General features: G+C 61.0%; 15 protein-coding genes. 8 read left to right on the forward strand and 7 right to left on the reverse strand.

Annotated features, from left to right (window positions below):
- Window positions 1-67 precede the first annotated feature (67 nt).
- Together AC3WRD_RS19310 and AC3WRD_RS19315 are read right to left on the reverse strand one after the other, a co-directional pair.
- Window positions 68-682 (reverse strand): NAD(P)-dependent oxidoreductase, encoded by a 615-nt coding sequence (locus AC3WRD_RS19310; protein WP_096818388.1) that lies wholly within the window; start codon window positions 680-682, stop codon window positions 68-70.
- Window positions 683-728: 46 nt separating this feature from the next.
- On the reverse strand, window positions 729-1607 hold the full coding sequence (locus AC3WRD_RS19315) for an MBL fold metallo-hydrolase (protein ID WP_096818389.1): 879 nt from the start codon (window positions 1605-1607) through the stop codon (window positions 729-731).
- Between the two features lie 114 nt (window positions 1608-1721).
- On the opposite strand from AC3WRD_RS19315, the gene AC3WRD_RS19320 reads away from it, so the two are divergent.
- The gene (locus AC3WRD_RS19320) at window positions 1722-2627 is read left to right on the forward strand and encodes a LysR family transcriptional regulator (protein WP_096818391.1); all 906 of its coding nucleotides are present in this window, start codon (window positions 1722-1724) and stop codon (window positions 2625-2627) included.
- A 41-nt stretch (window positions 2628-2668) separates the two neighbouring features.
- Window positions 2669-2896 carry a hypothetical protein gene (locus AC3WRD_RS19325; protein WP_085730216.1) on the forward strand — a complete coding sequence of 76 codons (228 nt, stop codon included), beginning with the start codon at window positions 2669-2671 and terminating at the stop codon, window positions 2894-2896.
- Window positions 2897-2905: 9 nt separating this feature from the next.
- Here the strand turns inward: AC3WRD_RS19325 and AC3WRD_RS19330 are convergent, their stop codons facing one another.
- The gene (locus AC3WRD_RS19330; protein ID WP_096818393.1) at window positions 2906-3802 is read right to left on the reverse strand and encodes a helix-turn-helix domain-containing protein; all 897 of its coding nucleotides are present in this window, start codon (window positions 3800-3802) and stop codon (window positions 2906-2908) included.
- A 178-nt stretch (window positions 3803-3980) separates the two neighbouring features.
- Here AC3WRD_RS19330 and pobA point away from each other — a divergent pair, with 178 nt between their 5' ends.
- Complete coding sequence (pobA, locus tag AC3WRD_RS19335) at window positions 3981-5174, forward strand: 4-hydroxybenzoate 3-monooxygenase (RefSeq protein ID WP_102620739.1); 1194 nt, start codon at window positions 3981-3983, stop codon at window positions 5172-5174.
- Window positions 5175-5253: 79 nt separating this feature from the next.
- The gene (locus tag AC3WRD_RS19340; protein ID WP_102620740.1) at window positions 5254-6771 is read left to right on the forward strand and encodes an MDR family MFS transporter; all 1518 of its coding nucleotides are present in this window, start codon (window positions 5254-5256) and stop codon (window positions 6769-6771) included.
- A gap of 43 nt (window positions 6772-6814) precedes the next feature.
- Here AC3WRD_RS19340 and AC3WRD_RS19345 read toward each other — a convergent pair whose 3' ends face one another.
- The 4 genes from AC3WRD_RS19345 to AC3WRD_RS19360 form a co-directional block, all read right to left on the reverse strand.
- Window positions 6815-7660 (reverse strand): cache domain-containing protein, encoded by an 846-nt coding sequence (locus AC3WRD_RS19345; RefSeq protein ID WP_102620741.1) that lies wholly within the window; start codon window positions 7658-7660, stop codon window positions 6815-6817.
- A gap of 132 nt (window positions 7661-7792) precedes the next feature.
- Window positions 7793-8671 carry an ATPase gene (locus AC3WRD_RS19350; RefSeq protein ID WP_096818401.1) on the reverse strand — a complete coding sequence of 293 codons (879 nt, stop codon included), beginning with the start codon at window positions 8669-8671 and terminating at the stop codon, window positions 7793-7795.
- 105 nt (window positions 8672-8776) lie between these two features.
- Complete coding sequence (locus tag AC3WRD_RS19355; protein WP_102620742.1) at window positions 8777-9769, reverse strand: NAD-dependent epimerase/dehydratase family protein; 993 nt, start codon at window positions 9767-9769, stop codon at window positions 8777-8779.
- 54 nt (window positions 9770-9823) lie between these two features.
- Complete coding sequence (locus AC3WRD_RS19360; RefSeq protein ID WP_096818404.1) at window positions 9824-10717, reverse strand: LysR family transcriptional regulator ArgP; 894 nt, start codon at window positions 10715-10717, stop codon at window positions 9824-9826.
- 96 nt (window positions 10718-10813) lie between these two features.
- Here AC3WRD_RS19360 and AC3WRD_RS19365 point away from each other — a divergent pair, with 96 nt between their 5' ends.
- From AC3WRD_RS19365 to AC3WRD_RS19380, 4 genes are all read left to right on the forward strand, one after another.
- Window positions 10814-11215 carry an ACT domain-containing protein gene (locus tag AC3WRD_RS19365; RefSeq protein WP_102620743.1) on the forward strand — a complete coding sequence of 134 codons (402 nt, stop codon included), beginning with the start codon at window positions 10814-10816 and terminating at the stop codon, window positions 11213-11215.
- A gap of 5 nt (window positions 11216-11220) precedes the next feature.
- On the forward strand, window positions 11221-11823 hold the full coding sequence (locus AC3WRD_RS19370; protein ID WP_085709557.1) for a LysE/ArgO family amino acid transporter: 603 nt from the start codon (window positions 11221-11223) through the stop codon (window positions 11821-11823).
- A gap of 175 nt (window positions 11824-11998) precedes the next feature.
- Entirely contained in the window at window positions 11999-12595 is a 597-nt protein-coding gene (locus AC3WRD_RS19375) for a superoxide dismutase (RefSeq protein WP_003227660.1), read from the forward strand.
- Window positions 12596-12951: 356 nt separating this feature from the next.
- Entirely contained in the window at window positions 12952-15003 is a 2052-nt protein-coding gene (locus AC3WRD_RS19380; RefSeq protein ID WP_102620744.1) for a putative bifunctional diguanylate cyclase/phosphodiesterase, read from the forward strand.
- The last annotated feature ends 53 nt before the right edge of the window (window positions 15004-15056 follow it).

The raw sequence follows: 15056 nt of genomic DNA on the forward strand, positions 1-15056 counted from the left end.
CTTCGGCATGGGACGCGGAGCGTCCCGGGCTGCATTCCCACGCGGAGCGTGGGAACGATCCAAACCATCAATAACCGACCGTAAACCGCTGACGCGAATGCTTCGGCGTTTCCACTTCGTCGATCAGCGCAATCGCGTAGTCGGCAAAGGTGATCGAGCTCTGGCCTTCGGCGCTCACCAGCAAGTCATCCTTGCCGACGCGGAACTTGCCGGTGCGCTCGCCTTCGACAAACAGCGCCGACGGCGACAGGAACGTCCAGTCCAGCTCCTTCTCCTGACGCAGCGCATCAAGGAACGCCGCACCGGCGCTGGCCTCAGCCTTGTACTCGGCTGGGAAACCGGCGCTGTCGATCACTCGGGTGCCGTCCGGCAGCAACAGCGAACCGGCACCGCCGACCACCAGCAGACGTTTCACCCCGGCCTGTTTCACCGGACCGATCAGCGCGCTGGCCGGGACCGTGGCGAAATGCGCGGCACTGATCACCACATCGTGACCGGCGACGGCGTCTTGCAGCGCGGCGGCATTCAAAACGTCTACGTTCTTGCTGACCACACCGGCGCGGGCGCCGATCTTCGAGGTGTCCCGAGCGATGGCGGTGACGCTGTGGCCGCGACGCAGGGCTTCTTCCAGCAATTGGCTGCCGGCACGGCCGGTGGCACCAATGATTGCGATCTTGCTCATGACATTCTCCAGTTGGCTTGAGAGTGCTGCGTTTTTCAGAATCGGGTTACCACTTCATCTCGCCCTTGGCGACTTTGGCGCTCAGCTCCAGCGAGCTTTCTTCGCCCAGTTTCGGGTAGCGTTTTTTCATCGCGGCGATCAGCGCGGCAGAGTCCTTGGCCTTGGCGGTTTCTTCGTCGAACGCCTTGATGTAGTCGGCGGTGAACTTCACGGCGGCCAGTGAACGGGCGCTATCACCCAGGTAGTGACCCGGCACCACGGTTTTCGGTTTCAGGGTTTCGATCGAGTGCAGGGTTTCCAGCCAGTCGGCGTGGGATTGTGCAGTCTGGGTATCGGCCATCCACACGTGGATGTTCTCGGCGACAACGACACCACCGACCACGGCTTTTAACGAAGGAATCCACACGAAGCTGCGATCCGGTTGCTTGCCTTCCAGACCGACTACCTGCAGTTTCTGGCCTTCAAGCATCAGGCTGTCGCCCTTGAGCACGCCCGGCACGATGGTTTTGGCCGGCACGTCGGCGCCCATTTTCGGGCCCCAGAACGCCAGTTTGCCGTCGACGGTTTGCTTGATGTGATCAACGGTCGGCTGCGAAGCCAGTACCTTGGCATTCGGGAATGCCTTGGTCAGGGTGTCGAGACCGAAGTAGTAATCCGGGTCACCGTGGCTGATGTAGATCGTGGTCAGTTGCTTGCCGCTGGCGCGGATCTTTTCCACCACTTGCTCGGCCTGGGACTTGCCGAACTGGGCGTCCACCAGGATCGCGTCCTTCTCGCCGCTGACCAGCACCGAGGTCACCGGGAAGATTGCGTTGGTGCCTGGGTTGTAGACATCGAGGCTCAGGTTCGCTGCCGCTGCGTGGGCAGCAAAACCGAGGGTGGCGGTGGCCAGTAAAACGCGCTTGAGAGTGGTGAAGCCGATCATGGGTTGCTCCGCTGTTCGTATGCCGTGCTTGGCGATGGGACAGAGCTTAGTTGCCAGACTCATTACAAAAAATGCGATGCTTAAACATAGTTTGTTTCTGAAAGCGGGCAAATCATGGATCGTCTCCAAGCAATGCGGGTGTTTGTCACGGTTGTGGATCTGGGCAGCCAGTCGGCGGCGGCCGATCACCTGGACCTGTCGCGGCCAGTGGTGTCGCGGTATCTGGCGGAACTGGAAGACTGGGTCGGCGCGCGCCTGATGCACCGCACCACGCGCAAACTGAGCCTGACCGCCGCCGGCAACGAGATCCTGCCGCGCTGCCGGCAGATGCTCGAACTGTCGAGCGACATGCAGGCCGCCGTCAGCGAACCCGACGATGCGCCACGGGGTTTGCTGCGGATCAGCGTCAGCACCTCGTTCGGCCAGGCGCAACTGGCCGATGCCATGGCCGCGTTCGTCAAACGCTACCCGGGCGTCAACATCGACCTGCAAATGCTCGACCGCACGGTGAATCTGGTGGACGAGCGCATCGACCTGGCGATCCGCACCAGCAACGATCTCGATCCCAACCTGATCGCCCGGCGCCTGACCGTCTGCCGCTCGGTGGTCTGCGCCGCACCTGCCTATCTGCGGGAACACCCGCAGCCGCAGCGCGTAGAAGATCTGAGCCGACACAACTGCCTGACCCATTCCTATTTCGGCAAGAGCCTGTGGCATTTCGAAGAGGATGGCGAACCGGTGTCGGTGCCGGTGCAGGGCAACATCAGCGCCAATGAGGCCAGCACCCTGCTGCGCGCGACACTGGCCGGTGCCGGGGTGGCGATGCTGCCGACCTATCAGGCCGGCGTACATATTCACAGCGGGGAACTGGTGCGCCTGCTGCCGCACGCCGAGCCTCGGCGGATGAACATCTACGCGGTGTACGCCTCGCGCAAGCACATGCCGGTGGCGCTGCGCAGCATGCTGGATTTCCTGGTACTGCGGTTTCCCGAAAACCCGCAATGGGATGTCGGCTTGTAAACCCGTTCGCCGCGCGGCTGGCAACTCCACGGCGCTGACCTATGCTGAAAGTAGTACCCAAGGGTATTCGTTCAGAGGTCAACGCCATGATCATGAGCACCAGAACAAGAAGATACCTCGCGATTTTCATCACCTGCGCGGCCACGCTGGCGCTGTACGGCACCGCGGCATGGCGCGTGGAGCAGTTGCGGCAACTGCCCCGTGAGTACGCGAGCTGCAACTTCGAGCGCTGCATCCCTCACAACGCCACCCTCAACGCCCTGCGCTGATACAGGACGTCAGGCGTCGTCGTTCTGCTCGGCCTTCAAGCGGTCGCGGAACGCCTTTGGCGAGATCCCCACCCGGCGCCGGAACAGGCGCGTGAAGTTGGTCGGATCGGAAAAACCCAACACGTCGGACATCTCGTAAATGGTCATGCTGGTGTACGTCAGCAGACGCTTGGCTTCCAGCAACTGACGTTCATGCATGATCTGCAACGCCGGCTGCCCCGCCAGTTCGCGGCAGGTGCCGTTGAGGTGCGAGACCGAAATCCCCAGGCGATGAGCCAGGTCCTCGACCTTGACGTGCTGACGGTACGTCTCCTCTACCAGTTGAATAAAGCCATTAAGGTATTCGCGCTGACGCTGCGGGCGTTGCGTGGCGTTGTGACGGTGGATCGCCTGGCGGCTGACCCAGACCATGATCACGCTGACCAGCGAATGCATGAGCATTTCCCGCGCCGGTTGATGACCGTTGTACTCGGCCTGCAACGCGGCAAACAGACTGTTGAGGTAGTCCGCGTCCTTGCCCGCCGGGTAGCTTTCGGCCTGGGCCAAAGCCTGCACTGCGCTGCCCAGTTGCGCCTGCAAATGGTTGATCAACGGCGTGGCCAGGGTGACGACAAATCCTTCGACGTCCTCGGAAAAACGGAAACCATGCACCGATAACGGCGGCAGGATCTGGATCGCGGTTTCGTTCAGTTGCGTGCGTTGGCCTTCGATTTCAAGCTCTGCCTGACCTTTGAATACGAAGAGCAACTGGCACAAATCGGCGTGGCGGTGGGGTTTGATTTCCCATTGATGTTCGCGGCTGCGTTTGGAAATGGTTTCACAGTGCAGCAAGTCAGGGGTTGGCCAGTCCAGGCTTTCACCGTAGAGCTTGAACACCGGAATCGAAGGCAGGTCAGGCTTGTTCATCACTTCAATCCAGGCCTCGAAGGTTGCGGGCGATAATCGCACCGATTGGCAGAATGTACAGGTATCGGCTCAGTTTTCACCTTCAATTGACAGACCCGCAAGGGAAAAATGCAAGCACTCGAATCCTGAAAATCATTCACCGGCCGTTGTCGCGTGAAGCTTGCGAGTCATAAAAACAATGAAAACGCTGAAAACCCAAGTCGCCATCATTGGCGCCGGTCCGTCCGGATTATTGCTCGGCCAACTGCTGCACAACGCTGGCATCGACACCCTGATTATCGAGCGCCAGACACCTGACTATGTACTCGGCCGAATCCGCGCCGGGGTCCTTGAACAGGGCATGGTAGAGCTGTTGCGCGAGGCTGGCGTGGGTCAGCGGATGGACGCCGAAGGGCTGGTCCACGGTGGGTTCGAACTGGCCCTCGACGGGCGTCGGGTGCACATCGATCTGCAGGCGCTGACCGGTGGAAAAACCGTGATGGTCTATGGCCAGACCGAGGTCACCCGCGACCTGATGGCCGCTCGTCGGGAGACCGGCGGACAGACGATCTACGAAGCCAGCCATGTCGCTCCCTGTGGCATGAAAAGCGACGAGGCCTACGTCACGTTTGAAAAGGATGGCGAAACCTGGCGTGTCGATTGCGATTACATTGCCGGTTGCGACGGTTTCCATGGCGTGGCCCGGCAGTCGATTCCGGCGGAATGCCTGAAGGTCTTCGAACAGGTTTATCCGTTCGGCTGGCTGGGGATACTCGCCGACACACCACCGATTCACGACGAACTGGTCTACGCCCGTCACGAGCGCGGCTTTGCCCTGTGCAGCATGCGTTCGGCAACCCGCACCCGCTATTACCTGCAAGTGCCGGCCGAGGAGAACGTCGACGACTGGTCGGATCAACGCTTCTGGGATGAACTGCGCAATCGTCTGCCGGCGGATCTGGCGCAGAAGCTGGTGACCGGTCCGTCGATTGAAAAGAGCATCGCGCCGCTGCGCAGTTTTGTGGTCGAGCCGATGCAGTACGGGCGGATGTTTCTGGTGGGGGATGCAGCGCATATCGTTCCGCCGACCGGTGCCAAGGGTTTGAACCTGGCGGCCAGCGACGTCAGCACCCTGTTCAGGATTCTGCTGAAGGTTTACCGCGAAGGGCGCGCTGACTTGCTGGAGAAGTATTCGGAAATCTGCCTGCGTCGGGTGTGGAAAGCCGAGCGGTTTTCCTGGTGGATGACCTCGATGCTGCACCGTTTCGACGAACACGATGATTTCAGCCAGCGGATCAGTGCTTCGGAACTGGACTACTTTGTCAGTTCAGAGGCCGGTCAAAAAACCATTGCAGAAAATTACGTCGGACTTCCTTATGAGGCTATCGAATAGCCTGCTACCGACTTACACTGGCGAGCATCCACCCGCTCGCCTTGCCCCTGCGGGTCAATCACTGCCCGCAGGTTCGCCCGTGACCAATCTCAACCATCCCGAAACGCCCAAACCGGCCATTCGCAGCGTGCTGGTCGCGCTGATGATGGCGATCTTCCTTGGCGCGCTGGACCAGACCATCGTCGCGGTTTCCATGCCGGCCATCTCCGCGCAATTCAAGGACGTGAGCCTGCTGGCCTGGGTGATTTCCGGCTATATGGTGGCGATGACCGTGGCGGTGCCGATCTACGGCAAGCTCGGTGACTTGTACGGGCGGCGCAAACTGATGCTGTTCGGCATGGGCCTGTTCACCCTGGCCTCGCTGTTCTGTGGCATGGCTCAGAGCATGGAGCAACTGGTGCTGGCGCGGATCTTCCAGGGCATCGGTGCCGGCGGGATGATTTCGGTGAGCCAGGCGATCATCGGCGACATCGTCCCGCCCCGGGAGCGTGGTCGCTATCAGGGTTACTTCTCCAGCATGTACGCGGTGGCCAGTGTTGCCGGTCCGGTGCTGGGCGGCTACATGACCGAGTACCTGTCGTGGCGCTGGGTGTTCCTGATCAACCTGCCGCTGGGCCTCGGCGCCTACTGGGTAGCGCGACGCAATCTGATCGGCCTGCCGATTCCCCAGCGCAAACCGGTCATCGACTACCTCGGCACACTGCTGATGATCATCGGCCTGACGGCATTGTTGCTGGCGATCACTCAGGTCGGCCAAGGCCATGCGTGGCGCAGCAGTGAAGTCCTCGGTCTGTTCGCTTGTGCAGTGGCGGTGCTGGCGGTGTTCGTCTGGCATGAGCGACGTGCCCGGGAGCCGTTGCTGCCGATGCACCTGTTCACCAACCGCAGCGCCCTGCTGTGCTGGTGCACGATTTTCTTTTGCAGCTTTCAGGCGATTTCGTTGATCGTGCTGATGCCGCTGCGCTTCCAGAGCGTGACTGGCGCCGGGGCGGACAGCGCGGCCCTGCACTTGTTGCCGCTGGCGATGGGTTTGCCGATCGGTGCCTATTTCGCCGGTCGTCGCACGTCGATTACCGGGCGCTACAAGCCACAGATTTTCACCGGTGCGCTGCTGATGCCGATCTCGATCCTCGGCATGGCCTTCAGCCCGCCCGATGCGACGCTGATCAGTAGTGTGTTCATGTTGCTCAGCGGTATCGCCGGGGGTATGCAGTTCCCGACCTCGCTGGTCGGCACGCAAAACTCGGTCGAGCAAAAGGACATTGGCGTCGCCACCAGCACCACCAACCTGTTCCGCTCTTTGGGCGGTGCGGTGGGCGTGGCGTTGATGTCAGCACTGTTGCTGGCGTTGTTGCAGGACTCCAGTTTCGCCCACCTGACCGGCGCATCGCTGATCGGCGAAGGTCATTCCGGCAACGTGCTGCTCGATGGCCTGAACGCGGCGCCCGGCGATGCGCAGAATGCCTTGCGCGCCGAGTTGCTGGTGACGTTCCGGCATTTGCTGATGGTCAGTGCCGGGGTGTCGCTGCTCGGGCTGGCGGCGGCGATTGCCATGCCGAACCGCCTGTTGCGCGGGCGTGAACACAGCGCCCGCTGACCGATGCCGATGGCTCCCACGCCTTGCGTGGGAGCCACTGGGATCAAGCGCTGTAATAACCGACCGCCACCAGATAATCCCCGACCTTCTTCAGGTAGGCATGTTTGTCCTCGACCTTGCCGGTCACCGGATTTTTCCAGCGGTATTCGTACTCGCCCTCATCCTGTTTGCCGATCAGCGCCAGAATCGGCTCGCCCACCGGTTTGCCTTCCGGGTCCTTGACCTTGGCGAAGTCGGTATTGATCAACCGCAGGTTGGTACCGTGGGCGACGTAACGCTGGGTTTTCAGGTCCACCACGAACACGTAAAGGTCGTCCTGCAAGTAACCGCCCTTGAGCGAGTTGACCGCCATCAGCGTGCCCTTCTCGTCCTTGGTCAAATCGGTGGCGGCTTTGTCGAGGAATGATTTCGCCTGTTCCGCCGATGCTCGTGGCAAGTAATAACCGACCGCCAGAATCCGCTGACCGATGCGCTGATAGAACACATGCTTGCGCTCGACCTTGCCGTCGGCCTGATTCTGCCAGCGATATTCGGCCTGCTGGATGCCGTTGCCTTCCGGCACTTTCAGCGCGTCCTTGAACGCTTTCTGCAAATCCGGCCCGAGCACTTCGCTCACGTCCCGGCCGATCAACGCCGAAGACGGCCCGCCGCTGGCGAGCATTACGCCCTTGGTATCGACCACGAACACGTAGCGATCCTTGTCGACGAACTCGCCCTGGCGGCTGAACGCCGCGAACGCCTTGTCGCCGTTGTCGTGATAGTAGGCCAGAGCCTTTTCCAGCAAGGCGATGGCGGCCTTGCTGTCATCCTTTTCCGTGGCCGCATTGGCCTGTCCGAAACTCAACAACAGCACCGCGCCGAGCCAGGCCAGTTTTTGCACAAACCCCATGACGCATCCCTCGTTCTTGTTGGTGTTTCAAGAGCGTAGACGGCCTGACGGCAGGTATGGATATTCAGAAAGCTTCTGAATGTTGCGATGGGTGTGTGGCGAGGGCGTTCGCGCCCTCGCCACAGAAGGGGCTCACGGCCGGGCGTTGATCTGCTGTTGCAGGTTCTGGATCTGCGCCTGCAGGGTGTTGAGGTTGCGGGTCATCTGCCCACGAAACGCATCGAACTCGGCGGTGCTGGAGCCGCCCTGTGCCGAAGCCGGACGGTTATCCTGCTCGCTCTTGAGCACAACGATTTCCTGTTCCAGACGATCGATCGCGGCGTTCGACCCGCCTTGTTTTTTCAGGGCCGTGATGTCGGCGCCGAGGCTCTTGAACTGCGCATCGAAACCCTTGACCTGTGCATCGAAGCTTTTCAGCTGGGCATCGACCTTGCTGGTGTCGGCCGGCGTGCTTTTCAGCGTTGCCAGCTCTGCACTCAGGGCTTTGACCTGGGCCTGCAACTGGGTATTAGCGTTCTGCTGTTCAGTGGTCTGGGCGGTCATCTGCGCCAGACGCTTGTCCAGATCCGTCGCCTGACCCGCCACACCCTGCTGCTGTTTGCTCTGATCCTGCAGTGCGCTTTGCAACTGTTTGATCTGCAGTTTCAGCGCTTCGCTGTCGGTGTTGACGTTGGTCTGGCTGGCCACGACCTTGCCGGAAATGTCCTGCAGGCGTCCCGCCGCTTCTTCACTGATCCGCGCGAAGCTTTCCTGGGTCGCCACCAGTTGCTGCTCCATCAGCGAGATCTGCTGGAAACTCCACCAGGCCAGACCGATGAAGGCAAAGAACAATGCGCCGACCAGCGCCCACAATGGCCCGGTGCTGGCCGACTTGACCTTGACCACGGGTGGCGTGCGCGAATGCACGGAAGTGCGAGTGGTGGTAGGGAAATCGTCGTCATCGAGTGTGTCGGCGCGCAGGCTCGGAACATCGTCGAAATCGTCGTCGTGTGCATCGTTACGCATGGACATTGAGGCAACCTTTGTGAAACCCGGTAATGGCTGATTGCGGCGCAGTATAAACCCCGCAGCCGCAGGGATTGACCCCCAACCCGTGGCTGGGTTCAGCACTTCGTATCAACGAATGTCCTGGGCCTTCCACCAGCCACAGAACTCATCGAGGGCCGTCCAGAGACTGACTTTCGGATCGTAGTCCAGATAATGCCGGGCGCGACTGATGTCGAGGGTGAAATTTTTGTTCATCACCTGCATGCCCAGCCGCGACAGGGTCGGCTCGGGACGTCCCGGCCAGAGTTTACATGCGCCTTCGTTGAGCGCCGCCACACTGTAGGCCAGCCCGTAGGAACGGTACTTGGTGACCTGTGGGACTTCCATTCTGCGCATCACGTAATTGACCACATCCCACAGCGGCACCGGGGCGCCGTTGCTGATGTTGTAGGCCTTGCCCAGCGCAGAACCGGCCGCCAGAAGACTGCTCAACAACGCTTCGTTGAGGTTGTGCACGCTGGTGAAGTCGACCTTGTTCAGGCCGTTGCCGATGATTGCCAGACGCCCTTTGCGCTGCATCTTCAGCAGGCGCGGAAAAATGCTCATGTCCCCGGCGCCGGTGACGAAACGCGGGCGCAGGGCCAGGGTTTCGAGGCCGAACTCCTGAGCGCCGGAGACCTTTTGCTCGGCCAGATACTTGGTCGCCGCGTAGTGGTGTTTAAAGCGCTTGGGCACTTGCTCTTCGGTCAGGCCGAGGTGGTCGCGGCCGTCAAAATAGATCGACGGCGACGACAGATGCACCAGACGTCGCACCCGTTGCTTGAGGCAGGCTTCGACTACGTTTTCGGTGACCTGCACATTGCCCTGATGAAAGTCCTGATAGCGTCCCCACAGCCCGACCGCGCCGGCGCAATGCACCACGGCTTCAACGTCGGTGCAGAGCGCACGCACCAGTTCCGGATCGCTCAGGTCGCCCTGAACGAACTCCGCACCCCGACGCACCAAATGCTCGACACCCTCGGCCCGGCGACCGTTGACCCGCACGTCCAGGCCCTGCTCCAGGGCAAAACGCGCAAAGCGTCCGCCAATGAAGCCGCTTGCGCCGGTGACCAGAATTTTCATGTAGAGCTCCGCTGTCTTTCGTTTTGCCTGATTCGTGAGTCTTGACGCTGGCCGTCAGTCCAACGGCACCAGCCATTGCGACGACGAACGCACCAATTGGTCGGTCAACAACCCCAGCAACTGGCCGCCATTGCGCCAATGATGCCAGTACAACGGCACGTCGATCGGTTTATCTGGCAACAGTTCGCGCAACACGCCGCGTTCCAGTTGCTCGCGCACCTGCAATTCCGGCACCAGTCCCCAGCCGAGCCCGGCTTCGGTCAGGCGGATAAAACCTTCGGATGACGGGCACAAATGATGTTCGAAACCACCATCGACGCCGAGAGACGCGAGATACCGGTGTTGCAGAAAGTCGTCCGGACCGAACACCAGCGCCGGGGTGCGCGGCAGTTGTTCGGCCCGAACGCCGTCGGGAAAATGCCGCTCGATGAATGCCGGACTGGCCAGCGCCCGATAGCGCATCGCCCCGAGCAACACACTGCGGGCGCCCGCCACCGGCCGTTCACTGGCGCAGACACAGGCCGCCACTTCACCAGCACGCATGCGCTTGAGGCCGACGGTCTGGTCTTCGACGATCAGGTCCAGCAACAGGTGTTGCTCGGCGCAGAAGTCGCCCACCGCCTCGGCCCACCAGGTGGCGAGGCTGTCGGCGTTCAGCGCGATGCGCAGCCGTTCCGGCAGGCCCTCTTCGTCCAGCGCCGGCACCAGCGTCTGCAAATCCCGTTCGAGCAGGCGCACCTGCTGCACATGGTTGAGCAGGCGCCGACCGATCTCGGTGGGTGATGGCGGCGTCCCGCGCACCAGCACCGGCTGGCCAACCCGCGCTTCCAGCAGTTTGATCCGCTGGGAAATCGCCGATTGCGAAAGGCCCAGCACCTGCGCCGCCCGTTCGAATCCGGCCTGCTCGACCACGGCGGCCAGAGCGGAAAGCAATTTGTAGTCGAACATCAGTTTTCCTAATGAGCGATCAGCACTATTGGTTTTTCTTATACAGCGTCTGCCCGGAGAATAGCCAGCAAGCACTCTTTATCAAGGACCACCCCCATGGCTGGCGAAACCTCTTTGACCACCCTGCTGCGCAGCATGAGCCCGCAGCTCAATGCCGGCGAATACGTGTTCTGCACCTTGCGCGACGGCCAGTTGCCGAGTGGCCTGGAGGTCGTGGGCAGTTTCCGCGAACAGGAAGGCCTGACGGTGATTCTGGAGCGCTCCCACGCCGAACGCGCCGGTTTCAGTTTCGACTACGTTGCGGCCTGGATCACCTTGAACGTGCATTCGGCGCTGGAAGCCGTTGGCCTGACCGCCGCATTCGCCACCGCACTGGGCAAGTCCGGTATCAGCTGCAACGTGATTGCCGGCTACTACCACGACCATTTGTTCGTCGGTCAGGCCGACGCCGAACGCGCCGTGCAAGTGCTGCGCGATCTCGCAGCCAACGCGGAGTAATTGTCATGTGGCAAAGCTATACCAACGGTTTGCTGGTGGCGTTCGGGCTGATCATGGCGATCGGCACCCAGAATGCTTTTGTCCTGGCCCAGAGTCTGCGTCGTGAACATCACCTGCCGGTCGCCGCGCTGTGCGTCGCCTGCGATGCGTTGCTGGTGGCGGCGGGCGTGTTCGGTCTGGCCACGGTGCTGGCGCAGAACCCGACGTTGCTGGCGGTTGCCCGCTGGGGCGGTGCAGTGTTCCTGATCTGGTACGGCAGCCAGGCGTTGCGCCGGGCGTTCTCGAAACAGAGCCTGCAACAGGGTGAAAACCAGACCGTGCGTTCATTGCGCGCGGTGATGCTCAGCGCACTGGCGGTGACCCTCCTCAACCCGCACGTCTATCTGGACACCGTGCTGCTGATCGGCTCCCTCGGCGCGCAACAGTCAGTGCCCGGCGCTTATGTCGTGGGCGCGGCGAGCGCTTCGCTGCTGTGGTTTTTCACTCTGGCGTTCGGCGCGGCATGGCTGGCACCGTGGCTGGCGCGTCCGGGTACGTGGCGAATTCTCGATCTGTTGGTGGCGGTGATGATGTTCACGGTGGCGGGTCAGCTCATTCTGGCCTCGTGATTATTCCAAACGGCTCTGGAACCTCTATCCCACACAGTTGTTGCGTGGTTATGCCGCACCCCCGGTGCTATGATCCGAACCCTGCGCCGCAAAGAGTAAAAACTCGCCGGTGCATTTCTGGCCGCCCGTGATCGGCCTTGCGCTCACCGCAACAGACCTGATTAGGAGAATCATCATGGCTTTCGAATTGCCGCCGCTGCCTTACGCACACGATGCCCTGCAGCCGCACATTTCCAAGGAAACCCTGGAATTCCACCACGACAAGCACCACAACACCTACGTCGTGAACCTGAACAACCTGGTGCCAGGCACCGAGTTCGAAGGCAAGACCCTGGAAGAAATCGTCAAGACTTCCTCGGGTGGCATCTTCAACAACGCCGCTCAGGTCTGGAACCACACCTTCTACTGGAACTGCCTGGCGCCAAACGCCGGCGGTCAACCAACCGGCGCACTGGCTGAAGCCATCAACGCGGCTTTCGGTTCGTTCGACAAGTTCAAGGAAGAGTTCAGCAAAACCTCGATCGGCACCTTCGGTTCCGGCTGGGGCTGGCTGGTGAAAAAGGCTGACGGTTCCCTGGCTCTGGCCAGCACCATCGGCGCCGGCAACCCGCTGACCAGCGGCGACACCCCGCTGCTGACCTGCGACGTCTGGGAACACGCTTACTACATCGACTACCGTAACCTGCGTCCTAAGTACGTCGAGGCGTTCTGGAACCTGGTCAACTGGAAGTTCGTGGCCGAGCAGTTCGAAGGCAAGACCTTCACCGCTTAAGCTGCGCGCCAGACAAAAAACCCGGCTATTGCCGGGTTTTTTTATGCCTGCGAAAAACACGAAGGTGAATCTGATCGCAAACAGGGCCATTTCCCACACGCAAAGCAGCCCTTGTCCCCTTGCTCCCGAGCCACAGCGGACTAACATCAAACAGAGGAAAAAATGTCCGACGCCCCTCAAGTTGGAGGCCAAAACTACCGACACAGTACAACCAGGGCAAATACTCCAGGCAGCAGCATTTCGGCCAAGGCCACGGACAAATTTTCCGCGGCTCGATTGTCCCTTTGACTGCCAACACGGGATTGCCAATACTCATGGCAACTTGACGCTACCCGCACGGAACAAGGAATAACCCTTTGAAGCTGGAACTCAAGAACAGCTTGTCGGTGAAGTTGCTCCGGGTCGTGCTCCTGTCGGCATTGATCGTCGGCGTAGTCTTGAGCTGCGCGCAGATCGTTTTCGATGCCTATAAAACACGCCAGGCCGTCGCCGGCGATGCCGAACGCATCCTCGACATGTTCCGCGATCCTTCAACCCAGGCCGTCTACAGCCTGGACCGGGAGATGGGCATGCAGGTGATCGAAGGCCTGTTCCAGGACGATGCCGTGCGCCAGGCCTCCATCGGGCATCCCAACGAAGCGATGCTCGCGCAGAAATCCCGTGAATTGCAGCATTCCAACAGCCGCTGGCTGACCGACCTGATTCTCGGACAGGAGCGCACGTTCACCACCCAACTCGTGGGTCGCGGCCCCTACAGCGAATATTACGGCGACCTGAGCATCACCCTCGACACCGCCACCTACGGTCAGGGTTTCATCGTCAGTTCAGTGATCATCTTCATTTCCGGCGTATTGCGCGCCCTGGCCATGGGCCTGGTGCTGTATCTGGTCTATCACTGGCTGCTGACCAAGCCGCTGTCGCGGATCATCGAGCACCTCACGGAAATCAACCCGGACCGCCCCAGCGAACACAAGATTCCACAGCTCAAGGGTCACGAGAAAAACGAACTCGGCATCTGGATCAACACCGCCAACCAGTTGCTCGAATCCATCGAACGCAACACCCATCTGCGCCACGAAGCGGAAAACAGTCTGCTGCGCATGGCCCAGTACGACTTCCTCACCGGCCTGCCGAACCGTCAGCAATTGCAGCAACAGCTGGACAAGATTCTGGTGGACGCCGGCAAGCTGCAGCGCCGGGTCGCGGTGTTGTGCGTCGGGCTGGATGACTTCAAGGGCATCAACGAACAATTCAGCTACCAGACCGGCGACCAATTGCTGTTGGCCCTCGCTGATCGCCTGCGCGCCCACAGCGGCCGTCTCGGCGCCCTCGCCCGCCTGGGTGGCGACCAGTTCGCCCTGGTACAGGCCGACATCGAACAACCTTACGAAGCGGCGGAACTGGCGCAAAGCATCCTCGATGATCTGGAAGCGGCATTCGCCCTCGACCATCAGGAAATCCGCCTGCGCGCCACCATCGGCATCACCCTGTTCCCGGAGGACGGCGACAGCACCGAGAAGCTGTTGCAGAAAGCCGAGCAGACCATGACCCTGGCCAAGACCCGCTCGCGCAACCGCTATCAGTTCTATATCGCCAGCGTCGACAGCGAGATGCGCCGTCGCCGCGAACTGGAAAAAGACCTGCGCGATGCCTTGCTGCGGGATCAGTTCTACCTCGTCTATCAGCCACAGATCAGCTACCGCGATCACCGCGTGGTCGGTGTCGAGGCCCTGATCCGCTGGCAACATCCGGAGCACGGGCTGGTGCCGCCGGACCTGTTCATTCCGCTGGCCGAACAGAACGGTACGATCATCGCCATCGGCGAGTGGGTGCTGGATCAGGCCTGCAAACAACTGCGCGAATGGCACGATCAGGGTTTCGTCGACCTGCGCATGGCGGTCAACCTGTCCACCGTGCAACTGCACCACGCCGAGCTGCCCCGGGTGGTCAACAACCTGTTGCAGATGTACCGCCTGCCGCCGCGCAGCCTGGAACTGGAAGTCACCGAAACCGGCCTGATGGAAGACATCAGCACCGCCGCCCAGCACTTGCTGAGCCTGCGCCGCTCCGGCGCACTGATCGCCATCGACGACTTCGGAACCGGCTACTCCTCGCTGAGCTATCTCAAGAGTCTGCCGCTGGACAAGATCAAGATCGACAAGAGCTTCGTCCAGGATCTGCTGGATGACGACGATGACGCGACCATCGTTCGCGCCATCATTCAACTGGGCAAGAGCCTCGGCATGCAGGTGATCGCAGAAGGCGTGGAAACCGCCGAACAGGAGACCTACATCATCTCCGAAGGCTGCCATGAAGGTCAGGGCTATCACTACAGCAAGCCGCTGCCGGCGCGGGAGTTGAGCGTTTATCTCAAACAGGCCCAGCGCAGCAACGCGGCGATCCTCTGAACGCTGCCGGCAAGGGCCGCCACACGCCTTGTGCCCGGCACCGTTGATCCAGC

Source organism: Pseudomonas sp. FW215-R2 (assembly GCF_058789255.1).